The following is a 15,481-nucleotide window of genomic DNA, read 5'->3' on the forward strand; positions in this document are numbered from 1 at the left end:
CCATGAGAAGCCGGCCCGCCCCCGCGTCACCGGCCCGCCCCACAGGGGGCCCTTCCGTACCGCCCCCACCCGAGGGGCGCTCGCCAGGGCGCGTACCGCGTGGAATGCGCCCCGCGCGCTCCCTCCGGGCGCCGGGGTGCCCGCGTGGTGGTGGCGGCCGTCGCTGTGGAGGAGGACCCCCGGGGCGAAGGGGCGCAGCACCAGGGCGTCGAGGCCCGGGGTCAGGCGTAGTTCGGGGTACGAGGTGGACAGGAACTGCCCGATCCGGTCGAGCCGGAACCCGTCGACCTTCTCGGTCGACATACGGCCCCCCACGTAAGGGGCGGCCTCCAGGACTGCGGTCGTTACTCCTGCGCTGATCAGCCGATGCGCCGCGGCGAGTCCGGCGACCCCGGCTCCCACGACGACGACGTCCGCCTGGTACGCGGGCTCAAGCACGTGCCCCTCCTCGACGTTGAGCGGCCGGTGGAGTCGTCATGCCCCCAACAGCCTCCAGGGATACCCGAGTTCGGGTCGAGGTTAGGGCCGTGATCGGTCAAGGGCAGTCGCGCATACGCAGGGCACGGTCGCACGGCGGTCGCATACGGTCGCCGAGCGTCATCATCGGGCACCACCAGGCGCCCCCGGGGTCTCGGACGCTCACAGCGCCGCCCGGATCGCCCCCTCGATCTCCGGGAACGCGAACGTGAACCCCGACTCCAACAGCCGCTTCGGCAGCACCCGTTGACTCCCCAGCACATCCCCCGACATCTCGCCGAGCACCAGCTTCAGCGCGGGCGCAGGCACCGTGAAGAGGGACGGGCGGCGCATCACACGCCCCATCGCCGCCGAGATCTCACGGTTCGTCAGCGGGTTGGGCGCGGTGAGGTTGAAGGGGCCTGACAGGCCGTCCGTGTCGATGAGATGCCGGATCGCCGCCACCTCGTCGTGCAGCGCGACGAACGACCAGTACTGCCGCCCGTTCCCGAACCGTCCCCCGAGTCCCGCCTTGTAGAGGGGGAACAGCTTGGCCCACGCCCCGCCCTCACGCGCGACGACCAGCCCGGTCCGCGCGAACACGGTCCGTACGCCCGCTTCCTGCACGGGTGCCGTGGCCTCCTCCCACTCCACGCACAGCGAGGGCAGAAAGCCGTCCCCAGGAGGCGCCGATTCGTCCACGGCACGGTCGCCGGTCTCTCCGTAGAAGCCGATCGCGCTGCCGTTCACCCACACCCGCGGCGGCCGGTCCAGCGCGGCCACGGCCTCCGCGAGGGCCGCCGTGCCGAGGACGCGACTGTCGCGGACCTGCTTCTTGTAGGCGTCCGTCCAGCGGTGGTCGCCGACCCCCGCACCGGCGAGGTTGACCACGGCGTCGCACCCGTCGAGCCCGGCCGCGTCCACGTACTGGCCCTCGGGGTCCCAGCACACCTCGTCCGCGCCCCGGGCGCCGCGCCGCACCAGGCGCACCACCTCGTGCCCGTCCGCGGTCAGGGACCGGACCAGTGCGCTGCCGATGAGACCGGAGGCGCCGGTCACCGCGATTCGCGAGCGTTCCATGGCGCCCATCCTGCCTCGTTGATCCATAAAACCCCCATGAGGACCGCGCCGCGCCCGCCGTACCCTGGCCCACATGTCCGAGCCGAACATACGCACAGCCCTGCCCGACGACGACGAGGAACTCGGCGCGCTGGACCGCGCCACCTGGTCCAACCTGCACGCGGTCACGCCCCGGCCGCAGCCGCCGTACCGCCCCTTCTTCGACGAGCGGCACGCACCCGGCGAGCACCTGGTCGCCGAACTCGACCGCCGGATCGTCGGCTACATCCGGCTGGTTCCCGCCACCTCGCTCGCCTGCAACGCGCACGTCCGGCAGATCCAGGGGCTCGCCGTCTCCGGGGAGGCGCGGGGACACGGGGTCGGCCGGGCGCTGATCCGGGCCGCCATGACCGAGGCCCGGCGGCAGGGCGCCCGGCGGATCACCCTCCGCGTGCTCGGGCACAACACCCCGGCCCGGAAGCTCTACGAGGCCGAGGGCTTCGCCGTCGAGGGCGTACTGCCCGAGGAGTTCCTGCTCGACGGGGAGTACGTCGACGACGTCCTCATGGGCCGCGCGCTGTGACCTGTGTGCCTACGAGGTGACCAGGTCGCCCGTGTCCACCTGGGCCGTCGCGGTCGCCGCCCGTTGCGCGTCCCCGGAGACCTCGTCGGCCGTGAGCACGTACCCCGTCTCGTTGTCCGAGGTGGAGCGGGCGAAGACGACGCCGTAGACCTTGCCGCCGGTGGTCAGGAGGGGGCCGCCGGAGTTGCCGGGGCGGACCGTGGAGCGGATCGAGTAGATCTCGCGGGTGACCGTGCCGTCGTTGTAGATGTTCTGGCCGGTCGCGTTCACGCGGTTGGCGACGGTCGCGGCCTGGAGGTTCAGGTCGCCGTCCTGGGGATAGCCGGCGACGACGGCCGAGTCGCCGCGGGCCGCGCTGTCGTCGAAGCTCAGCACGGGCGCGGACAGCCCCGGCACGTACAGCACGGCGACGTCCTTCTGCGGGTCGAAGAGGACCACCCGTGCCTCGTACGACCGTCCGACCCCGCCGACGCGGACGGTCGGGTCGTCGATGCCGGCCACCACGTGCGCGTTGGTCATCACGTGCTGCGGGGCGAACACGAAGCCGCTGCCCTCGCGGCCCTGGGTGCCCGAGGAGCCCTCGATCTTGACGGTGCTCCGCTTGGAGGCGTTCGTCGCGGCGGCCGTGACGCTGTCGCCGGTGGGCTTGGCGACCTCGGCCGTCGACTCGTTCTCGAACGGGTTGAAGACCTGCGGGAAGCCCGCCTCGGTGAGCGCGGAGGTGGCCCGCGAGAACCACGTCGGGGTCGTGTCCGGCATCAGCTTCTGCACGCTGCCCAGCAGCTTCGAGTCCTGGATCGCCGTCGTGACCGTCGCCGACGAGGACGCGCCCAGCACGCTCGCGGCCACCCACGCGACGATCATCACCGCCACCGAGTTCGCCGCGGCCCCGCCGATACCGTCGGCCACCCGCAGCGGTCCCTGGTCCAGCTCCTTGCGCAGCTTCAGCGCGAGCCGCCCCGCCAGTTCGTGCCCGACCACCGCCGGGGTCAGCACCGTGAGCACGGCGGTCACCGTCGCCGTCGTCGTCCCCGGAGTCACCAGGTCCATCACCCACGGCAGCACCCACACGCCGATGACCGCACCGCCGACGAACCCGGCGAGCGACACACATCCGGCGACGAGGCCGCGCCGGTATCCGGACGCCGCGTAGGCGAGGATCACCAGCAACAACAGCAGGTCGAGCAGGTCCACGGAGCCGCCTTTCTCTCGGAACCCTTAGTACGCGAGGAACGGGCCCACTGATCAGTTACGCGCGCGTGGCCGCCGTGAACCCAACCCACCACGCGTGCGTGTACCCCCAGAAACGTGCCGGACCAGGACGATGGTTCCACCGGGTGGCACAGCACACATCGCGGACTGAGTGTTTCCGGCCGAGAGTGTGACCATGCGTGTCCTGAGAAGAACGCCGGGTGCACGAAGACGACGGCCGCGGGTACGAATACCCCGCACGGCGGTCGTTCTGCTGGCCTGCCTGCCCGGTCTCGCCGCCGTCCTGGTGCTGGCCCTGTGCGCGAACGGCATCGGGCGCAGGGCCACGACCGCCGCCGTACGGCCACCCGTCGCGGCCCGGCCCGCCGCCGTCGGGCACACCGCGCCCAAGCCGCACATCGTGCCGCGCTCGGCCTGGCTGGACGCGCTCTCCCGGCACGCGCAGCCGCCGCCGCGCTACGACGACAAGGTCGTCGCCGTCTTCGTCCATCACACGGACTCGCCGAACGGGTACGACTGCGCGGACGCGCCCCGCATCATCCGGTACCTGTACGCCGGGCAGACCGGGGTCCGGGACTGGGACGACATCGGGTACAACTTCCTCGTCGATCACTGCGGGACGATCTACGAGGGGCGGGCGGGGGGTGTCGACCGGGCCGTCACGGGGGCGCACACGCAGGGGTTCAATCACCGGACCGCGGGGATCGCGGCGATCGGGACGTTCACTGCGGGGATGGCGGTGCCGAAGGTGATGACCGATGCGATTGCCGCGTTGGCTGCGTGGAAGTTGGGGCTTGCGGATGTGGACCCGCGTGCGAAGTCGCGGCTGGTGTCCAGTAACAGCCTCAGTCGGTATGCCAGCGGTACGACGGCGGTGCTGCCTGCGTTGGCGGGGCACAAGGACGGCTATATGACGAGCTGTCCCGGGGCTGCACTCCTGGCACGTCTCCCGGAGGTTCGTGAGGTGGCGGCGCGGTTGCAAGGGCGTTGAATCGCCCCCGCCGCCCCTACCCGTCCCATCCCCGGGGGCTGCGCCCCCGGCCCCCGCTCGGTCGGATGTCGGGTGCGGGTGCGTGGGGGCTGGTCGCGCAGTTCCCCGCGCCCCTAAAGGGCGGGGCTGCGCCCGCCCCTTCTACCTGCGGGCTAGATAGACGCTCAACGCCCGTTGCAGGACCTTGCCTTGGGTTCCTACCGGGCGTTCCCATTCGCCCATGTACTCCACTGCTCGGCCGCCCGCGCCTGTCTTGAAGAGGAGACGCCCGACGAGGCGGTCCTCGGCTACCAAGGACGGGGTGATGGAGCGGAGGTCGTACGTGTCCGCGCCGGAGTCGAGGGCCTCGCAGAGCATGCGCCACAACAGGAGGCTGCTGGGGCGGAGTTCGCGGCCTCGGCGGCCGGACGCGGGGTAGGAGTGCCAGGCGCGGGGGCCGGTGCTGATCATCAGGGCGGAGGAGAGGACCTCGTCGTCGTACTCGGCGAGGTAGATGCGTATGCGGTCGGACTCCACGGCGTTCAGCGCCTGCCACATGCGGCGGAAGTAGTCCAGGGGGCGGGGCTTGAAGCCGTCGCGTTCCGCCGTGGCGCGGTACAGGCGGTGGAACGCGGGCAGGTCGTCCTCCGAGCCCCAGAAGACTCCGACGCCGCCGGCTTCCGCCGTCTGCAGCGACTGCAACCAGTGGGGGGAGAGGGCGGCACGCAGCTCGTTCACCGACCGCCCGGTCAGGGGGATTTGGCAGCCGTAGCGCGGCTGGCCGAGGCCGAATCCGCTGCCGTCCTCCTCCTTGCACCGGCGCCACCCGAGGCGCCTGAGCCGTTCCGCCGCGTCCAGTGCGTAGCCGTCGATGCCGTCCGTCGGCAGGTCGCGCAGATGTCGTACGGAGGGGTCGGCGACGCCCGCCGCGACGGTGGCCGCGTCCCAGTGCCGGACGACGAGCGGCGGGCCGATGCGGACCGAGAACGCGCCCTCCTTCTCCAGGTGCGCGATCAGGGGGTCCAGATACCGTTCCGGGCGCTGGCTGTGCCAGTCGATCGCGGGGCCGTCGGGGAGGTAGGCGAGACAGCGCCCGGTGCCGGGGAACGCCCGGTACAGCACGAGCGCTACGGCGACCAGCGCCTCCCCCTCGAACCAACCGACGCTCTCCGCCGTCCAGTCGGGCTTCACGTCCGCCCACTCGGGGATCTGGAGATGGCTCGCGTCCGGGTGCAGCCGGAGATGCGCGAGGTGTTCCTCGCGGGTGATCCCCTTCACGTACGGGCTGGTCATGGGCGCGGGCTCCTGTTCGGCGGCGGCCACCGTAAGCCGGGGCTCACCGGGCGGGTCAAGACTTCACGGCTGTGAACTCCGCCCACACCTGCTTGCCGCGTCGGCCCTGCCTGGGCGTGACACCCCACTGGCCGGCCACGGACGCGATCAGGAAAATCCCCCGTCCGCTCTCCGTATCCCAGTCGGGTTCGGTGTACCAGACGGGGACTTCGGGCGAACGGTCGGCGACGGCCACCCGAACCCCGCCTTCCGGGAGTACGCGGAGGTGGAGTTCGCACTCCGGGGACTTCACGTGGCGGTGGACGTTGGCCAGCATCTCGGTGACGCAGAGCGTCGCGTCGTCGGCGAGTTCGGGGATACCCCCAGGTGGTGAGCTGCTCCCGGACGGCTTGGCGTGCGGCGGCGAACCCCTCTGGTTCCGCGAGGAGTTGGAGCACCACTTCAGGGGGCGATTGCGTGTGCATGCCCTCACGGTGGGTGATATGTGGCTAGCCTGAACAGGACTTTCGGAGGCACACAAGGGAGTGTGCGGGCAAGGGGGTTGGCTGTGCAGGACGGTGTCGAGGGGTCGTCGAGCATGAAGATGTTCGGCGCGGTGTCGCGTGCGCTGCGGGAAGCGCAAGGGAGTACGCGGGAGCAGTTCGGGGCGCATGTGGGGTACTCGGCGTCGCAGGTGGCGATGGTCGAGCGCGGCGAGCGGATGCCGAGCCTGCAATTCATCGCGAAGGCAGGGGAGTTCCTGCACGCGCGGGTTGCGATCGATGCGGCGGCGGAGCATCTGGAGCGGCGGCGGTATCCGTCGTGGTTCGACGACTATGTGGAGCGGGAGGCGGAGGCGGTCAGTCTCTGGTCCTACGACACCCACGTGATCATGGGGCTAGTGCAGACCGAGGAGTACGCGCGGGCCGTGCTCAGCGCGCGTGTCCCAATGCTGGACGACGAGGAGATCGAGCACCGGGTGCGATCCCGACTGGCGCGGCAGGCGATCCTCACGCGCGTGCCGCCTGTGTCGCTGGCGATGGTCATCGAGGAGTGGGTGTTGAGGCGGCCGGTTGGTGGACGGGCGGTTCTCAAGGGGCAGTTGGAGCGGTTGCTGGACCTCGGTGAGAAGCGGAACATCTCGATTCAGGTGATGCCGACGGACATCGAGGCGCACGCAGGGTTCAACGGTGCATGGACGCTGCTGGAGACTCCCAGGCGGGAATGGGTCGGCTACGTTGAAGGCCAGGCAGGGGGTCTGGTGATCGAAGATCGCGAAGAAGTCAGCGCGATGTTCCAGCGGTTTGGCATGATCCGGTCTCAGGCGCTCCCGCCCGGGGAGTCCGCGAAGCTGATCGAGGGGTTGGTGGGCGAGCTATGAGCACCGCAGATCTGAAGTGGTTCAAGTCCAGCTACAGCGGGGATGCCGGTGGGCAATGCCTCGAAGCCGCCCTGGAGTGGCGGAAGCCATCCCACAGCGGTGATGCCGGCGGCGATTGCCTCGAAGTAGCCCTGGAACCAGCCCAACCCACGGTCCACATCCGTGACTCGAAGGCCAAGTCCGGTTCCACGCTGGCGTTTCCGCTGGGTGAGTGGACGGCGTTCGTGGGCTTCGCCGCCGGGGCGTAGCCCGCGGCCCCCCCCACCCCCAGGAGGTACCCCACAGAAGTGTGACACTCTGCGCCGAACTGTCACACTTTCGCGGGAAGGGTCCCCTCTGGCGGGATCCGGCAAGGGGCGTTCTCGCTGGACGAATGGTCGAGTTTCGTAAACTTGGCCGCAAAGTCGGCGCTACAGTAGTCACGTTCTCACCCTCCGTGTGCCTACACGGAGCGGCCCTCAGCGGTGCGCCAACACCAATCTGAGGGCCTACACCGACGAGTGGAATCTGGAGTCCACCGCGATGCTGAAGCATGCTATCCCGCCTGCCCGTTTCTTCTCCCAGACCCCCAACGAGATCATCCGGCACCCCCGCCTCAACGGGACCGCCGTTCGACTCCTCCAGTGGGCGCTCTCCCTCCCCGAGGGTTCGAGAGAGACCGTCCAGTCCATCGGCGAAAAGATGCCGGAAGGCCGCCTCGCCGTCCGCAAGGCCCGGCGGCAACTGGAAGAAGAGGGCTACCTCCACACCCGGCGCAGCCAGAACCCCGAGACCGGCCAGTGGACCACCCAAGTCCTCGTGTCCAACGTGGCGTTGACGACACCAGAGGAGATCACCGCCGCGTTCGGTCCGAGTGACCAGGACCCGCCGGTCGGGGGCGGGACCGACCAGGCCCTCGGCGCATACCCCTTGGGCGAGAACACCGAGGAAAACACCCCCAACCAGCCCGTGCCGTCAGGCGAGTTGGAGACCGGCGCCGCGAACTTCCTTGCCCGCCTCGGCGACCGTACCCCGGCCCTCCGCCTCGGCGCCGGTGAGATCGAACGGCTCGCGCCCCTCGTCGCCCGCTGGCAGGCGAGCGGTGCGACGGAGGCCGACCTGTACCAGGCCCTCACCGCCGACCTGCCCCACCCCGTGCGCTCCCCGGCCGCCCTCGTCCAGTACCGCCTGGAAGCCAGGACTCCGGCAGCAACTACCGCTCCACGCAAGCCAGTTGAGACCCTGGCGGAGTGTGGCGAGTGCCGCGACCCGTTGCCGCGAGGTGTGCGTACGGGCATCTGCCGCAGCTGTGCGGGACTGGTCCCGACGACGCCTTCGACAGCGGGTCCGACTCCGGTGTCGTTCAACGGGATCGCCCTCGTACGGGCGGCCCTACGCGCCTGACCACGGCCGCCGCACCCTCACAGGTTTCTCGCAGGCAACTCACCGAGTCCCCCGAGGCAAGCTCCCTATCGTCATGCACACGCACTGACTGGAGGTGGGGAAAATGAACAGCAGTCACACCAACACCACGGAGAAGTCGGCCGGTTGGGCCAAGTCCGCCCGCGGCCCCTGGGCGGTGGTCTGCGCGGTCGCGACCGTGATCCTCGGCCCGGCCGCCGTCACGGCCTCCGCACTCGACCAGGCCAACGCGGCCCCGATGCACCACGCGGTACGCGCCGACCAGACACAGGCCTACATCTCGACGGACTCGACCCGCCGCCGTACCGCCGCGTAGGGAGCTGTGGCCGTCAGCGGGCGGTGACCAGCTTCTGGGTGCTGGTGACCGTGCCGTCCGCGTGCTGGGTGAGGCGGAGGACCAGGACGTGTTGGCGGTCGGCCGGGGTCGTCACATAGAACGGGCGGCCCTTGTTCAGGCCAGGGGTCTTGAACTCCGCTCGGGTTCCGAAGGCTCCGAAGGCGCTCTCGCAGCCCTTGGCCGCGGTGATGCCGAACGGGTCGTGGTCGTGGCCGGTGGCGGCGATGTCGTAGTCGACGTTCTTGTTGTCGGGCTTGGCGACGGTCCCGACGTTCATCGTGAGCCACGCGTGGGCCTTCACGTCCGAGCAGACGGCGACCTCGCTGACGGCTTGCGGATCCGGGTCGTTGAGTTCCGTGCCCTCGGCGTCCTTGCCGACCAGCAACAGGGTGCCGACCAACGTGGCGGTCAGCACGACGATGCCGGCGGCACCGAGCAGGAACATCGAACGCGGGCGGACGATCGGGAACATGACCACTCCGGGAGTGACTGCGGGCGGCGAACCGCCGGGCGCAGGTGGCAGGGATCGTTGAGCGACTCAGGACGCTGCTGGGCTCACTTGCCGTAGCCGACGTGGTAGCCGACCGGGTCGACGTAGACGTCGGGCGCGTTGCCGCTGGAGGCGGAGATGGTGAAGGCCAGATCGTTGAGATTCACGATCTCCGATACCTTCTCGTCGGGCGGGGTGACGGAGAGCCGGGTGTAGGTCTTGCCGGAGCCGCTGGTGTCCGGGATGAAGTGCAGCAGGAAGCGTGTCTCCTCGCCGGACCCGATGGTGACGGTGGACCCCGAGACGTCGGTGCGAGCGGCGTCGGGCCCGGTGTCGCCCAGGCCGTCGGGGCCGATGAGCTGAACGCCCGGGAAGCCGTGCATGCTGCACTTGCCGGCACCGTTGTTCTTCAGGTTGACGACTATCTGGTCCTTGACCCCCGTGGCGGAGGCGCTGAACGCGAGGTTGTCGGCCTTGCACCTGGAGACCGACGTCGCGGCCTGCGGCTGAGTAGTGGGCTCGCTGCCCTTGCCGGAGCCGCTGGAGGAGCCGGACGAGGAGCCGGACGAGGAGGAACCCGAGGTCGAGCCCTGGCCGCCGGTGGAGCCGCTCGCGGTGCTGGACGCGCTGGTGTTGGCGGAAGCGCTCGATCCGTCGCTGCCGTTGCACGCACTGAGCGAGAGACCGGCAGCGGCGACGACGAGAGCGAGGGCGGACATCTTCTTGACGCGCATCGGTGCTCCTGGGAAGCGGTGTCGTTACCCAACTCGCCGGCGCGGAGCGGGTGTTGGTGCTGTCGCTTCATAGGAGATCCGTAGCCGGGCGGGCGTTGCGGGCGGGGTTGCATCAAGACGCCCCTGTGACAGGTGAGTCGACACGCCGTTACGGGAGAGCGGGGGAAACGGATGAAATAGGGGAAGCGGGACACGTCCTAACGACGGCCAAGCCCCAGGTACTGCTCGCCCGCCGGATCGATGTCCACGCCCAGCCCGTTCAGGAGACCGGCCAGCATCGTGTAGTACCCGACCGTCGTGATCAGCTCGACCACTTGACGGTCAGTCAGATGCTTGCGGAGTGTGCCCAACGTGCCGTCCGTGAGCGTGTGTCGGGTCATCAGCTCCTCCGTCGCCGTCAGCAGCGCCGACTCGACGTCGTCGAACTCGCCCTCCTCGGGCCGGAGTTCGACGACCGCCGCCAACTGGTCGGCGGTGACCCCCGCGTGGAGCGCGATCGGGCGGTGCTGGACGAGCCCGTAGGCGCAGTCCGTGCGCGCCGCCACCGACATCACCACCAGCTCGCGCAACCGCACCGGTATCGACGACCCCAGCACGCCCATGCCCAGGTCGATCGCCGGACCCGTCAGATCCGGGGCGTGGGAGAACATGCGGAACGCGTTCAACGGAGTGGGAAGCGCGTCCACGGCCTCGGCGGAACGCTCCGGGTACGGTATTCGAGCCACGGTGACCTCACTGGGATCCGGGATCCGGTCGATCGAGCCCATCGACTCGGTCGAGGGGTGGGCACTCCTCGCCGTACCCCCCCTCAATCCTGCCGGAACCTCTCCCGCAGTTTCGGGAAACGTTCCGCGAGCACGGCCTCGTTCTCCAGGTTGAGCGGAGCCCCGAGCGGCTCGGCCGGCGCCGGTGGAATCCCCAGGTCGGGGGCGACGGCACCGGTCAACTGCTCGTACGCCTCGTCCGCCGCGTACCCCAGTTCCTCACCGTCGCCGTCGATCTCGTCGTCGAAGTCGTCGATGAGCTCGGCCAGCGAGTCGGGGTCGTGCACGGCACTCTCGTACACCTCACGGCCCTGACCGATCAGCCAGCACCGGAAGAAGTCGAACGCGTCGTCGCTCGCGCCGTCGAGCAGCACCCACGCGGCACCCCACAGGTCCCACGTGTACGCGCGGTTGTAACGGGCCTCGAAATGCCGGGCGAAGTCCAGGACCAGCTCCGGGTCCAACAGCAGAAGCCGGTCGACGAGCAGGTCGGCCTGCTCCTCGGGGTCGCCCTCGGCGGCCTCGCGGGTGGCGTCCACCAACTCCCAGAACTCCGTCTCGTCCATCACGGGTCAAGCATCGGGCCTGGAGGGGGTGCGCGCACGTGGAGTGCAGCGGATTGTCACCTGGAGCGGGGCAGATCGTTATGGGCGGGGTCGTGAGGGGGCGGTGCGGTCGTCCTCATGGGTGGCGGTCATGTTCTGTACAGCGCGGCCAGCCGTAGCGCGTCGTTCGTGAAGCGTGCCCGCAGGCTCTCCGGGGCCAGGACCTCCACGTCCGGGCCGAGTCCCGCGAGCTGGCTGTGGGCGACCTCCTCGGACTCCACCGGGAGGGTCACCGTCACCCACCCGTCGTCGGGGTCCGGCTCGCCCGCGATCTCCAGGGCCTCCCTCGCGGCGGCCGGATCGACGGCGTACGGCAGTCTCCGCACCCCGTCCGCCGACACCCGCACCACGACCTCGGCCCGCAGGATCGACCGTGCGAACTGTTCGGCTCGCTCGTCCCAGAACCCCGGAAGATCGAAATCCGGGTCCCGTACGAAGCGTTCGGCGCTCGGCTCGACCGCCGTGAACCGGTCGATGCGGTACACCCGGTAGGAATCGAGGCCGGCGGTGACCCGCGCGCACAGGTACCAGACGCCCGCCTTGAGGACGAGTCCGTATGGCTCCAGTTCCCGTTCGACGTCGGAGTCGTCGCGCCGGTACCGTGCGACCAGCCTCCGGTCGTCCCAGACCGCGTCCGCTACGGCGGGGAGCAGTTCGGGTGTCTTGGGCTCGGTGAACCAGCCGGGGGCGTCGAGGTGGAACCGCTGGGCTGCCGCGTGCGAGGCATCCGACAGGGAGGGCATCAAGGCCGCGGACACCTTCAACCGCGCGGCCGACGCGGCATCCTCCAACCCCATCTCGCGCAACGCCCCCGGGACTCCGCTCAGGAAGAGCGCCTCGGCCTCGCTACGGCCCAGCCCGGTGAGCCGCGTCCGATACCCGCCGACGAGCCGGTACCCGCCGGCCCGCCCTCGATCCGCGTACACCGGGACGCCCGCCTCCGACAGTGCCTGCGCGTCCCGGGTGATGGTCCGCTCGGAGACCTCCAGCTCGCTGGCCAGTTCGGCGGCGGTCATCGAGGGCCGGGACTGAAGCAGCAGCACCATTTTGATGAGACGGGCAGCGCGCATGACTTCATGATGAGGGATCTCGCCCCCGCCGCCCCTACCCGTCCCATCACTGGGGGCTGCCGCCCCCAGACCCCCGCTTCGGCCTGAACGGCCTCGTCCTCAAACGCCGGACGGGCTGAGTGGTGCGGCCGGGCGCTTGAATGCTCAACGCCGGAGAGGCTGATTTTCAGCCTCTCCGGCGTTTGAGGAGCGGGGTCTGGGGCGGAGCCCCAGGAGGATGGGACGGGTAGGGGCGGCGGGGGCGAAAAAACTCCCCTACAGGCCGTACCGCTCCCGCGCCTCCTTCACCGCCGTAGCCTTCACTTCCCCACGCCGCGCCAGCTGCGCCAGCGCCGCGACCACGATCGACTCCGCGTCGACACCGAAGTACCGCCGAGCCGCGTCACGCGTGTCCGACAGACCGAACCCGTCCGCACCCAGCGAGGACCAGTCCTGCTCGACCCACTGCGCGATCTGGTCGGGAACCTGGCGCATGTAGTCGGAGACCGCGAGCACAGGCCCCTCGGCACCCTGAAGCGCCTGACGGACGTACGGCACCCGCTCCTCGCCCCGCAGCAACGCCGCATCCGCGTCCAGAGCGTCGCGCCGCAGCTCCGTCCAGGACGTGGCCGACCACACGTCGGCCGCCACACCCCATTCCTCCGCGAGCAACTGCTGCGCCTTCAACGTCCAGTGAATCGCCGTACCGGAGCCCAGCAGCTGGATCCGCGCCGCGTTGGCAGCAGGCGAAAGCCCAGCAGACTCCGCCGTGTTGAAGCGGTACAGGCCCTTGACGATGCCCTCGTCGATGCCGAGGCCGGCCGGCTTGGCGGGCTGGGGGATCGGCTCGTTGTAGACGGTGAGGTAGTAGAAGACGTTCGAGTCCTCGCCCGGGGCCGCCTCGCCGTACATGCGGCGGATGCCGTCCTTGACGATCGCCGCGACCTCGTACGCGAACGCCGGGTCGTACGACAGCGCCGCCGGGTTCGTCGCCGCGATCACGGGGGAGTGACCGTCCGCGTGCTGAAGGCCCTCGCCCGTGAGGGTCGTACGGCCCGCCGTCGCTCCGACCAGGAACCCGCGGCCGAGCTGGTCGCCGAGCTGCCACATCTGGTCGGCCGTGCGCTGCCAGCCGAACATCGAGTAGAAGATGTAGAAGGGGATCATCGCTTCGCCGTGCGTCGCGTACGACGTCGACGCGGCGATGAAGTCCGCCATCGAACCGGCCTCGGTGATCCCCTCGTTGAGGATCTGGCCGTTCTTGGCTTCCTTGTAGTACATGAGCTGGTCGCGGTCGACGGGCTCGTACGTCTGGCCCTTGGGGGAGTAGATCCCGAGGGAGGGGAACAGGCTCTCCATGCCGAAGGTGCGCGCCTCGTCGGGGACGATCGGCACCCAGCGCTTGCCGGTCTCCTTGTCGCGGACCAGGTCCTTGACGAGCCGTACGAACGCCATCGTCGTAGCGACGTTCTGGCTGCCCGAGCCCTTGTCGAAGGACGCGAACGTCTTGTCGGCGGCGGAGGGCAGCGGAGCGAGCGCGTGCGTGCGGCGGGCCGGGGCCGGGCCGCCGAGGGCCGCGCGGCGCTCCTGGAGGTAACGGACCTCGGGGGAGTCGGCGCCGGGGTGGCCGTAAGGAACGACCCCGTCGATGAAGTCGCTGTCCTTGATGGGGAGTTCGAGCAGGTCACGCATCTGCTTGAACTCGTCCGTCGACAGCTTCTTCATCTGGTGGTTGGCGTTCTTCGACGCGAAGCCCGCACCGAGCGTGTGGCCCTTGACCGTCTGCGCCAGGATGACCGTCGGGCCGCCCTTGTGCTCTACGGCCGCCTTGTACGCGGCGTAGACCTTGCTCGCCTCGTGACCACCGCGCGAGAGGTGGAAACACTCGAGGATCTTGTCGTCGCTGAGCAGCTTCGCGAGCTCGACGAGCGCCGGGTCCTTGCCGAAGAAGTCCTCGCGGATGTAGGCCGCGTCGCGCGTCTGGTACGTCTGCACCTGGGCGTCCGGTACCTCGCGCAGGCGGCGTACGAGCGCACCCGTGGTGTCGAGCTGGAACAGCTCGTCCCAGGCGTTGCCCCACAGCGACTTGATGACGTTCCAGCCGGCGCCGCGGAACTGGGCCTCCAGCTCCTGCACGATCTTGAAGTTCGCGCGGACCGGGCCGTCGAGGCGCTGCAGGTTGCAGTTGATGACGAAGGTGAGATTGTCCAGACCCTCGCGGCTCGCCAGTGCGAGTGCCGCCGTCGACTCGGGCTCGTCCATCTCGCCGTCGCCGAGGAACGCCCAGACGTGCGACTCGGAGACGTCCTTGATGCCGCGCGCGGTGAGGTAGCGGTTGAAGCGCGCCTGGTAGATCGCCGACAGCGGGCCGAGGCCCATCGACACCGTCGGGAACTCCCAGAGCCAGGGCAGGCGGCGCGGGTGCGGGTACGACGGGAGGCCGTTGCCGCCGGCCTCCTGGCGGAAGTTGTCGAGGTGCGCCTCGGTGAGGCGGCCGTCGAGGAAGGCGCGGGCGTAGATGCCGGGGGAGGCGTGGCCCTGGATGTAGAGCTGGTCGCCGGAGCCGTCCGCCTCCTTGCCCTTGAAGAAGTGGTTGAAGCCCGTCTCGTACAGCCAGGCCGCGGACGCGAAGGTCGCGATGTGGCCGCCGACGCCGTGTTTCGCGCCACGGGTCACCATCGCCGCCGCGTTCCAGCGGTTCCACGCGGTGATCCGGCGCTCCAGCGCCTCGTCGCCGGGCGCGGACGGCTCGGCGGCGGTCGGGATGGTGTTGACGTAGTCCGTCTCAAGCAGCTTGGGCAGCGCGACGCCGTTGCCCTCCGCGCGCTCCAGCGTGCGGCGCATCAGGTACGCGGCACGGTGCGGGCCGGCAGCCTTCGCGACGGCGTCCAGGGAGGCCTGCCATTCGGCGGTCTCCTCGGGGTCGCGGTCCGGGAGCTGGTCGAGCTCGCTCGGCTGGATGGCGTAGGGGTCGGTCATAACGCCGCCTTCCTCGGTCGAAGGGGGGTTCCCTCATCGGCAAGGGGATTTCGGGGGTGCCCTTGGTCTTTGGCAGGACAGGGCGGCGGGCCCTTGTAGGAGCCCGTCGGTGACTGTAACTCCCTGATCGATGATCGATCAAAGGTTCCCGGGCAAAATATCTTGATTACGAGAAAGTCGGCACGGCGT

General features: G+C 69.8%; 16 protein-coding genes and 2 pseudogenes. 7 read left to right on the plus strand and 11 right to left on the minus strand.

Translation table 11 applies throughout. The features are described from left to right. Positions 1–65 precede the first annotated feature (65 nt). Both OG504_RS37695 and OG504_RS37700 read right to left on the minus strand, forming a co-directional pair. Positions 66–438, minus strand: a pseudogene (locus OG504_RS37695) (FAD-dependent oxidoreductase); the annotation flags it as partial. A 201-nt stretch (positions 439–639) separates the two neighbouring features. Continuing rightward, a complete protein-coding gene (locus OG504_RS37700; RefSeq protein ID WP_405993814.1) occupies positions 640–1,536 on the minus strand; it encodes a TIGR01777 family oxidoreductase in 897 nt (298 codons plus the stop codon). Positions 1,537–1,609: 73 nt separating this feature from the next. Between OG504_RS37700 and OG504_RS37705 the strand changes: the two genes are divergently transcribed. Continuing rightward, positions 1,610–2,098, plus strand: coding sequence for a GNAT family N-acetyltransferase (locus OG504_RS37705; RefSeq protein WP_405993815.1), 489 nt, complete (start codon positions 1,610–1,612; stop codon positions 2,096–2,098). A gap of 9 nt (positions 2,099–2,107) precedes the next feature. On the opposite strand, the gene OG504_RS37710 is transcribed toward OG504_RS37705, so the two are convergent. Then, entirely contained in the window at positions 2,108–3,292 is a 1,185-nt protein-coding gene (locus OG504_RS37710; RefSeq protein ID WP_405993816.1) for a MarP family serine protease, read from the minus strand. A 193-nt stretch (positions 3,293–3,485) separates the two neighbouring features. On the opposite strand from OG504_RS37710, the gene OG504_RS37715 reads away from it, so the two are divergent. Together OG504_RS37715 and OG504_RS37720 are read left to right on the plus strand one after the other, a co-directional pair. Then, the gene (locus tag OG504_RS37715) at positions 3,486–4,301 is read left to right on the plus strand and encodes a peptidoglycan recognition protein (protein ID WP_405993817.1); all 816 of its coding nucleotides are present in this window, start codon (positions 3,486–3,488) and stop codon (positions 4,299–4,301) included. Further along, positions 4,276–4,422: pseudogene (locus OG504_RS37720) on the plus strand (cobyrinic acid a,c-diamide synthase); the annotation flags it as partial. The gene OG504_RS37715 and the pseudogene OG504_RS37720, both read left to right, overlap by 26 nt. Positions 4,423–4,442: 20 nt before the next feature. Here OG504_RS37720 and OG504_RS37725 read toward each other — a convergent pair. Then, positions 4,443–5,573: a lipid II:glycine glycyltransferase FemX gene (locus tag OG504_RS37725; RefSeq protein WP_405993818.1), complete on the minus strand. Its 1,131-nt coding sequence runs from the start codon at positions 5,571–5,573 to the stop codon at positions 4,443–4,445. Between the two features lie 55 nt (positions 5,574–5,628). Then, complete coding sequence (locus OG504_RS37730; RefSeq protein WP_405993819.1) at positions 5,629–6,045, minus strand: ATP-binding protein; 417 nt, start codon at positions 6,043–6,045, stop codon at positions 5,629–5,631. 105 nt (positions 6,046–6,150) lie between these two features. Here OG504_RS37730 and OG504_RS37735 point away from each other — a divergent pair, with 105 nt between their 5' ends. From OG504_RS37735 to OG504_RS37750, 4 genes are all read left to right on the plus strand, one after another. Next, the gene (locus OG504_RS37735) at positions 6,151–6,933 is read left to right on the plus strand and encodes a helix-turn-helix transcriptional regulator (RefSeq protein ID WP_405993820.1); all 783 of its coding nucleotides are present in this window, start codon (positions 6,151–6,153) and stop codon (positions 6,931–6,933) included. Beyond that, entirely contained in the window at positions 6,930–7,181 is a 252-nt protein-coding gene (locus OG504_RS37740; protein ID WP_405993821.1) for a DUF397 domain-containing protein, read from the plus strand. Before OG504_RS37735 ends, OG504_RS37740 begins: the two co-directional genes overlap by 4 nt. Positions 7,182–7,455: 274 nt before the next feature. Beyond that, positions 7,456–8,316 (plus strand): hypothetical protein, encoded by an 861-nt coding sequence (locus tag OG504_RS37745; RefSeq protein ID WP_405993822.1) that lies wholly within the window; start codon positions 7,456–7,458, stop codon positions 8,314–8,316. 103 nt (positions 8,317–8,419) lie between these two features. Further along, positions 8,420–8,650, plus strand: a complete 231-nt coding sequence (locus OG504_RS37750) for a hypothetical protein (RefSeq protein ID WP_019065394.1) — start codon at positions 8,420–8,422, stop codon at positions 8,648–8,650. 13 nt (positions 8,651–8,663) lie between these two features. On the opposite strand, the gene OG504_RS37755 is transcribed toward OG504_RS37750, so the two are convergent. The 6 genes from OG504_RS37755 to aceE all read right to left on the minus strand — a co-directional run bounded on the left by OG504_RS37755 (position 8,664) and on the right by aceE (position 15,292). Then, a complete protein-coding gene (locus OG504_RS37755; RefSeq protein ID WP_405993823.1) occupies positions 8,664–9,143 on the minus strand; it encodes a hypothetical protein in 480 nt (159 codons plus the stop codon). Positions 9,144–9,226: 83 nt separating this feature from the next. Continuing rightward, entirely contained in the window at positions 9,227–9,895 is a 669-nt protein-coding gene (locus OG504_RS37760; protein ID WP_405993824.1) for a DUF4232 domain-containing protein, read from the minus strand. Between the two features lie 197 nt (positions 9,896–10,092). Continuing rightward, positions 10,093–10,620, minus strand: a complete 528-nt coding sequence (locus OG504_RS37765; RefSeq protein ID WP_405993825.1) for a carboxymuconolactone decarboxylase family protein — start codon at positions 10,618–10,620, stop codon at positions 10,093–10,095. 83 nt (positions 10,621–10,703) lie between these two features. After that, a complete protein-coding gene (locus tag OG504_RS37770; protein ID WP_405996540.1) occupies positions 10,704–11,225 on the minus strand; it encodes a DUF4240 domain-containing protein in 522 nt (173 codons plus the stop codon). 128 nt (positions 11,226–11,353) lie between these two features. After that, positions 11,354–12,334, minus strand: coding sequence for a helix-turn-helix transcriptional regulator (locus OG504_RS37775; protein WP_405993826.1), 981 nt, complete (start codon positions 12,332–12,334; stop codon positions 11,354–11,356). A 255-nt stretch (positions 12,335–12,589) separates the two neighbouring features. After that, the gene (aceE, locus tag OG504_RS37780; RefSeq protein ID WP_405993827.1) at positions 12,590–15,292 is read right to left on the minus strand and encodes a pyruvate dehydrogenase (acetyl-transferring), homodimeric type; all 2,703 of its coding nucleotides are present in this window, start codon (positions 15,290–15,292) and stop codon (positions 12,590–12,592) included. Between the last annotated feature and the right edge of the window lie 189 nt (positions 15,293–15,481).

The organism is Streptomyces sp. NBC_00986, assembly GCF_045162565.1.
Lineage (GTDB): Bacteria > Actinomycetota > Actinomycetes > Streptomycetales > Streptomycetaceae > Streptomyces.

What these genes read in the sequence shown, in the direction of transcription:
- OG504_RS37735 (WP_405993820.1), top strand. Translation starts at nt 6,151, where the DNA reads ATGAAGATGTTCGGCGCGGTGTCGCGTGCGCTGCGGGAAGCGCAAGGG.
- OG504_RS37770 (WP_405996540.1), bottom strand. Translation starts at nt 11,225, where the DNA reads ATGGACGAGACGGAGTTCTGGGAGTTGGTGGACGCCACCCGCGAGGCC.
- OG504_RS37740 (WP_405993821.1), top strand. Translation starts at nt 6,930, where the DNA reads ATGAGCACCGCAGATCTGAAGTGGTTCAAGTCCAGCTACAGCGGGGAT.
- OG504_RS37750 (WP_019065394.1), top strand. Translation starts at nt 8,420, where the DNA reads ATGAACAGCAGTCACACCAACACCACGGAGAAGTCGGCCGGTTGGGCC.
- OG504_RS37760 (WP_405993824.1), bottom strand. Translation starts at nt 9,895, where the DNA reads ATGCGCGTCAAGAAGATGTCCGCCCTCGCTCTCGTCGTCGCCGCTGCC.
- OG504_RS37755 (WP_405993823.1), bottom strand. Translation starts at nt 9,143, where the DNA reads ATGTTCCCGATCGTCCGCCCGCGTTCGATGTTCCTGCTCGGTGCCGCC.
- OG504_RS37745 (WP_405993822.1), top strand. Translation starts at nt 7,456, where the DNA reads ATGCTGAAGCATGCTATCCCGCCTGCCCGTTTCTTCTCCCAGACCCCC.
- OG504_RS37705 (WP_405993815.1), top strand. Translation starts at nt 1,610, where the DNA reads ATGTCCGAGCCGAACATACGCACAGCCCTGCCCGACGACGACGAGGAA.
- OG504_RS37700 (WP_405993814.1), bottom strand. Translation starts at nt 1,536, where the DNA reads ATGGAACGCTCGCGAATCGCGGTGACCGGCGCCTCCGGTCTCATCGGC.
- OG504_RS37775 (WP_405993826.1), bottom strand. Translation starts at nt 12,334, where the DNA reads ATGCGCGCTGCCCGTCTCATCAAAATGGTGCTGCTGCTTCAGTCCCGG.
- OG504_RS37715 (WP_405993817.1), top strand. Translation starts at nt 3,486, where the DNA reads ATGCGTGTCCTGAGAAGAACGCCGGGTGCACGAAGACGACGGCCGCGG.
- aceE (WP_405993827.1), bottom strand. Translation starts at nt 15,292, where the DNA reads ATGACCGACCCCTACGCCATCCAGCCGAGCGAGCTCGACCAGCTCCCG.
- OG504_RS37725 (WP_405993818.1), bottom strand. Translation starts at nt 5,573, where the DNA reads ATGACCAGCCCGTACGTGAAGGGGATCACCCGCGAGGAACACCTCGCG.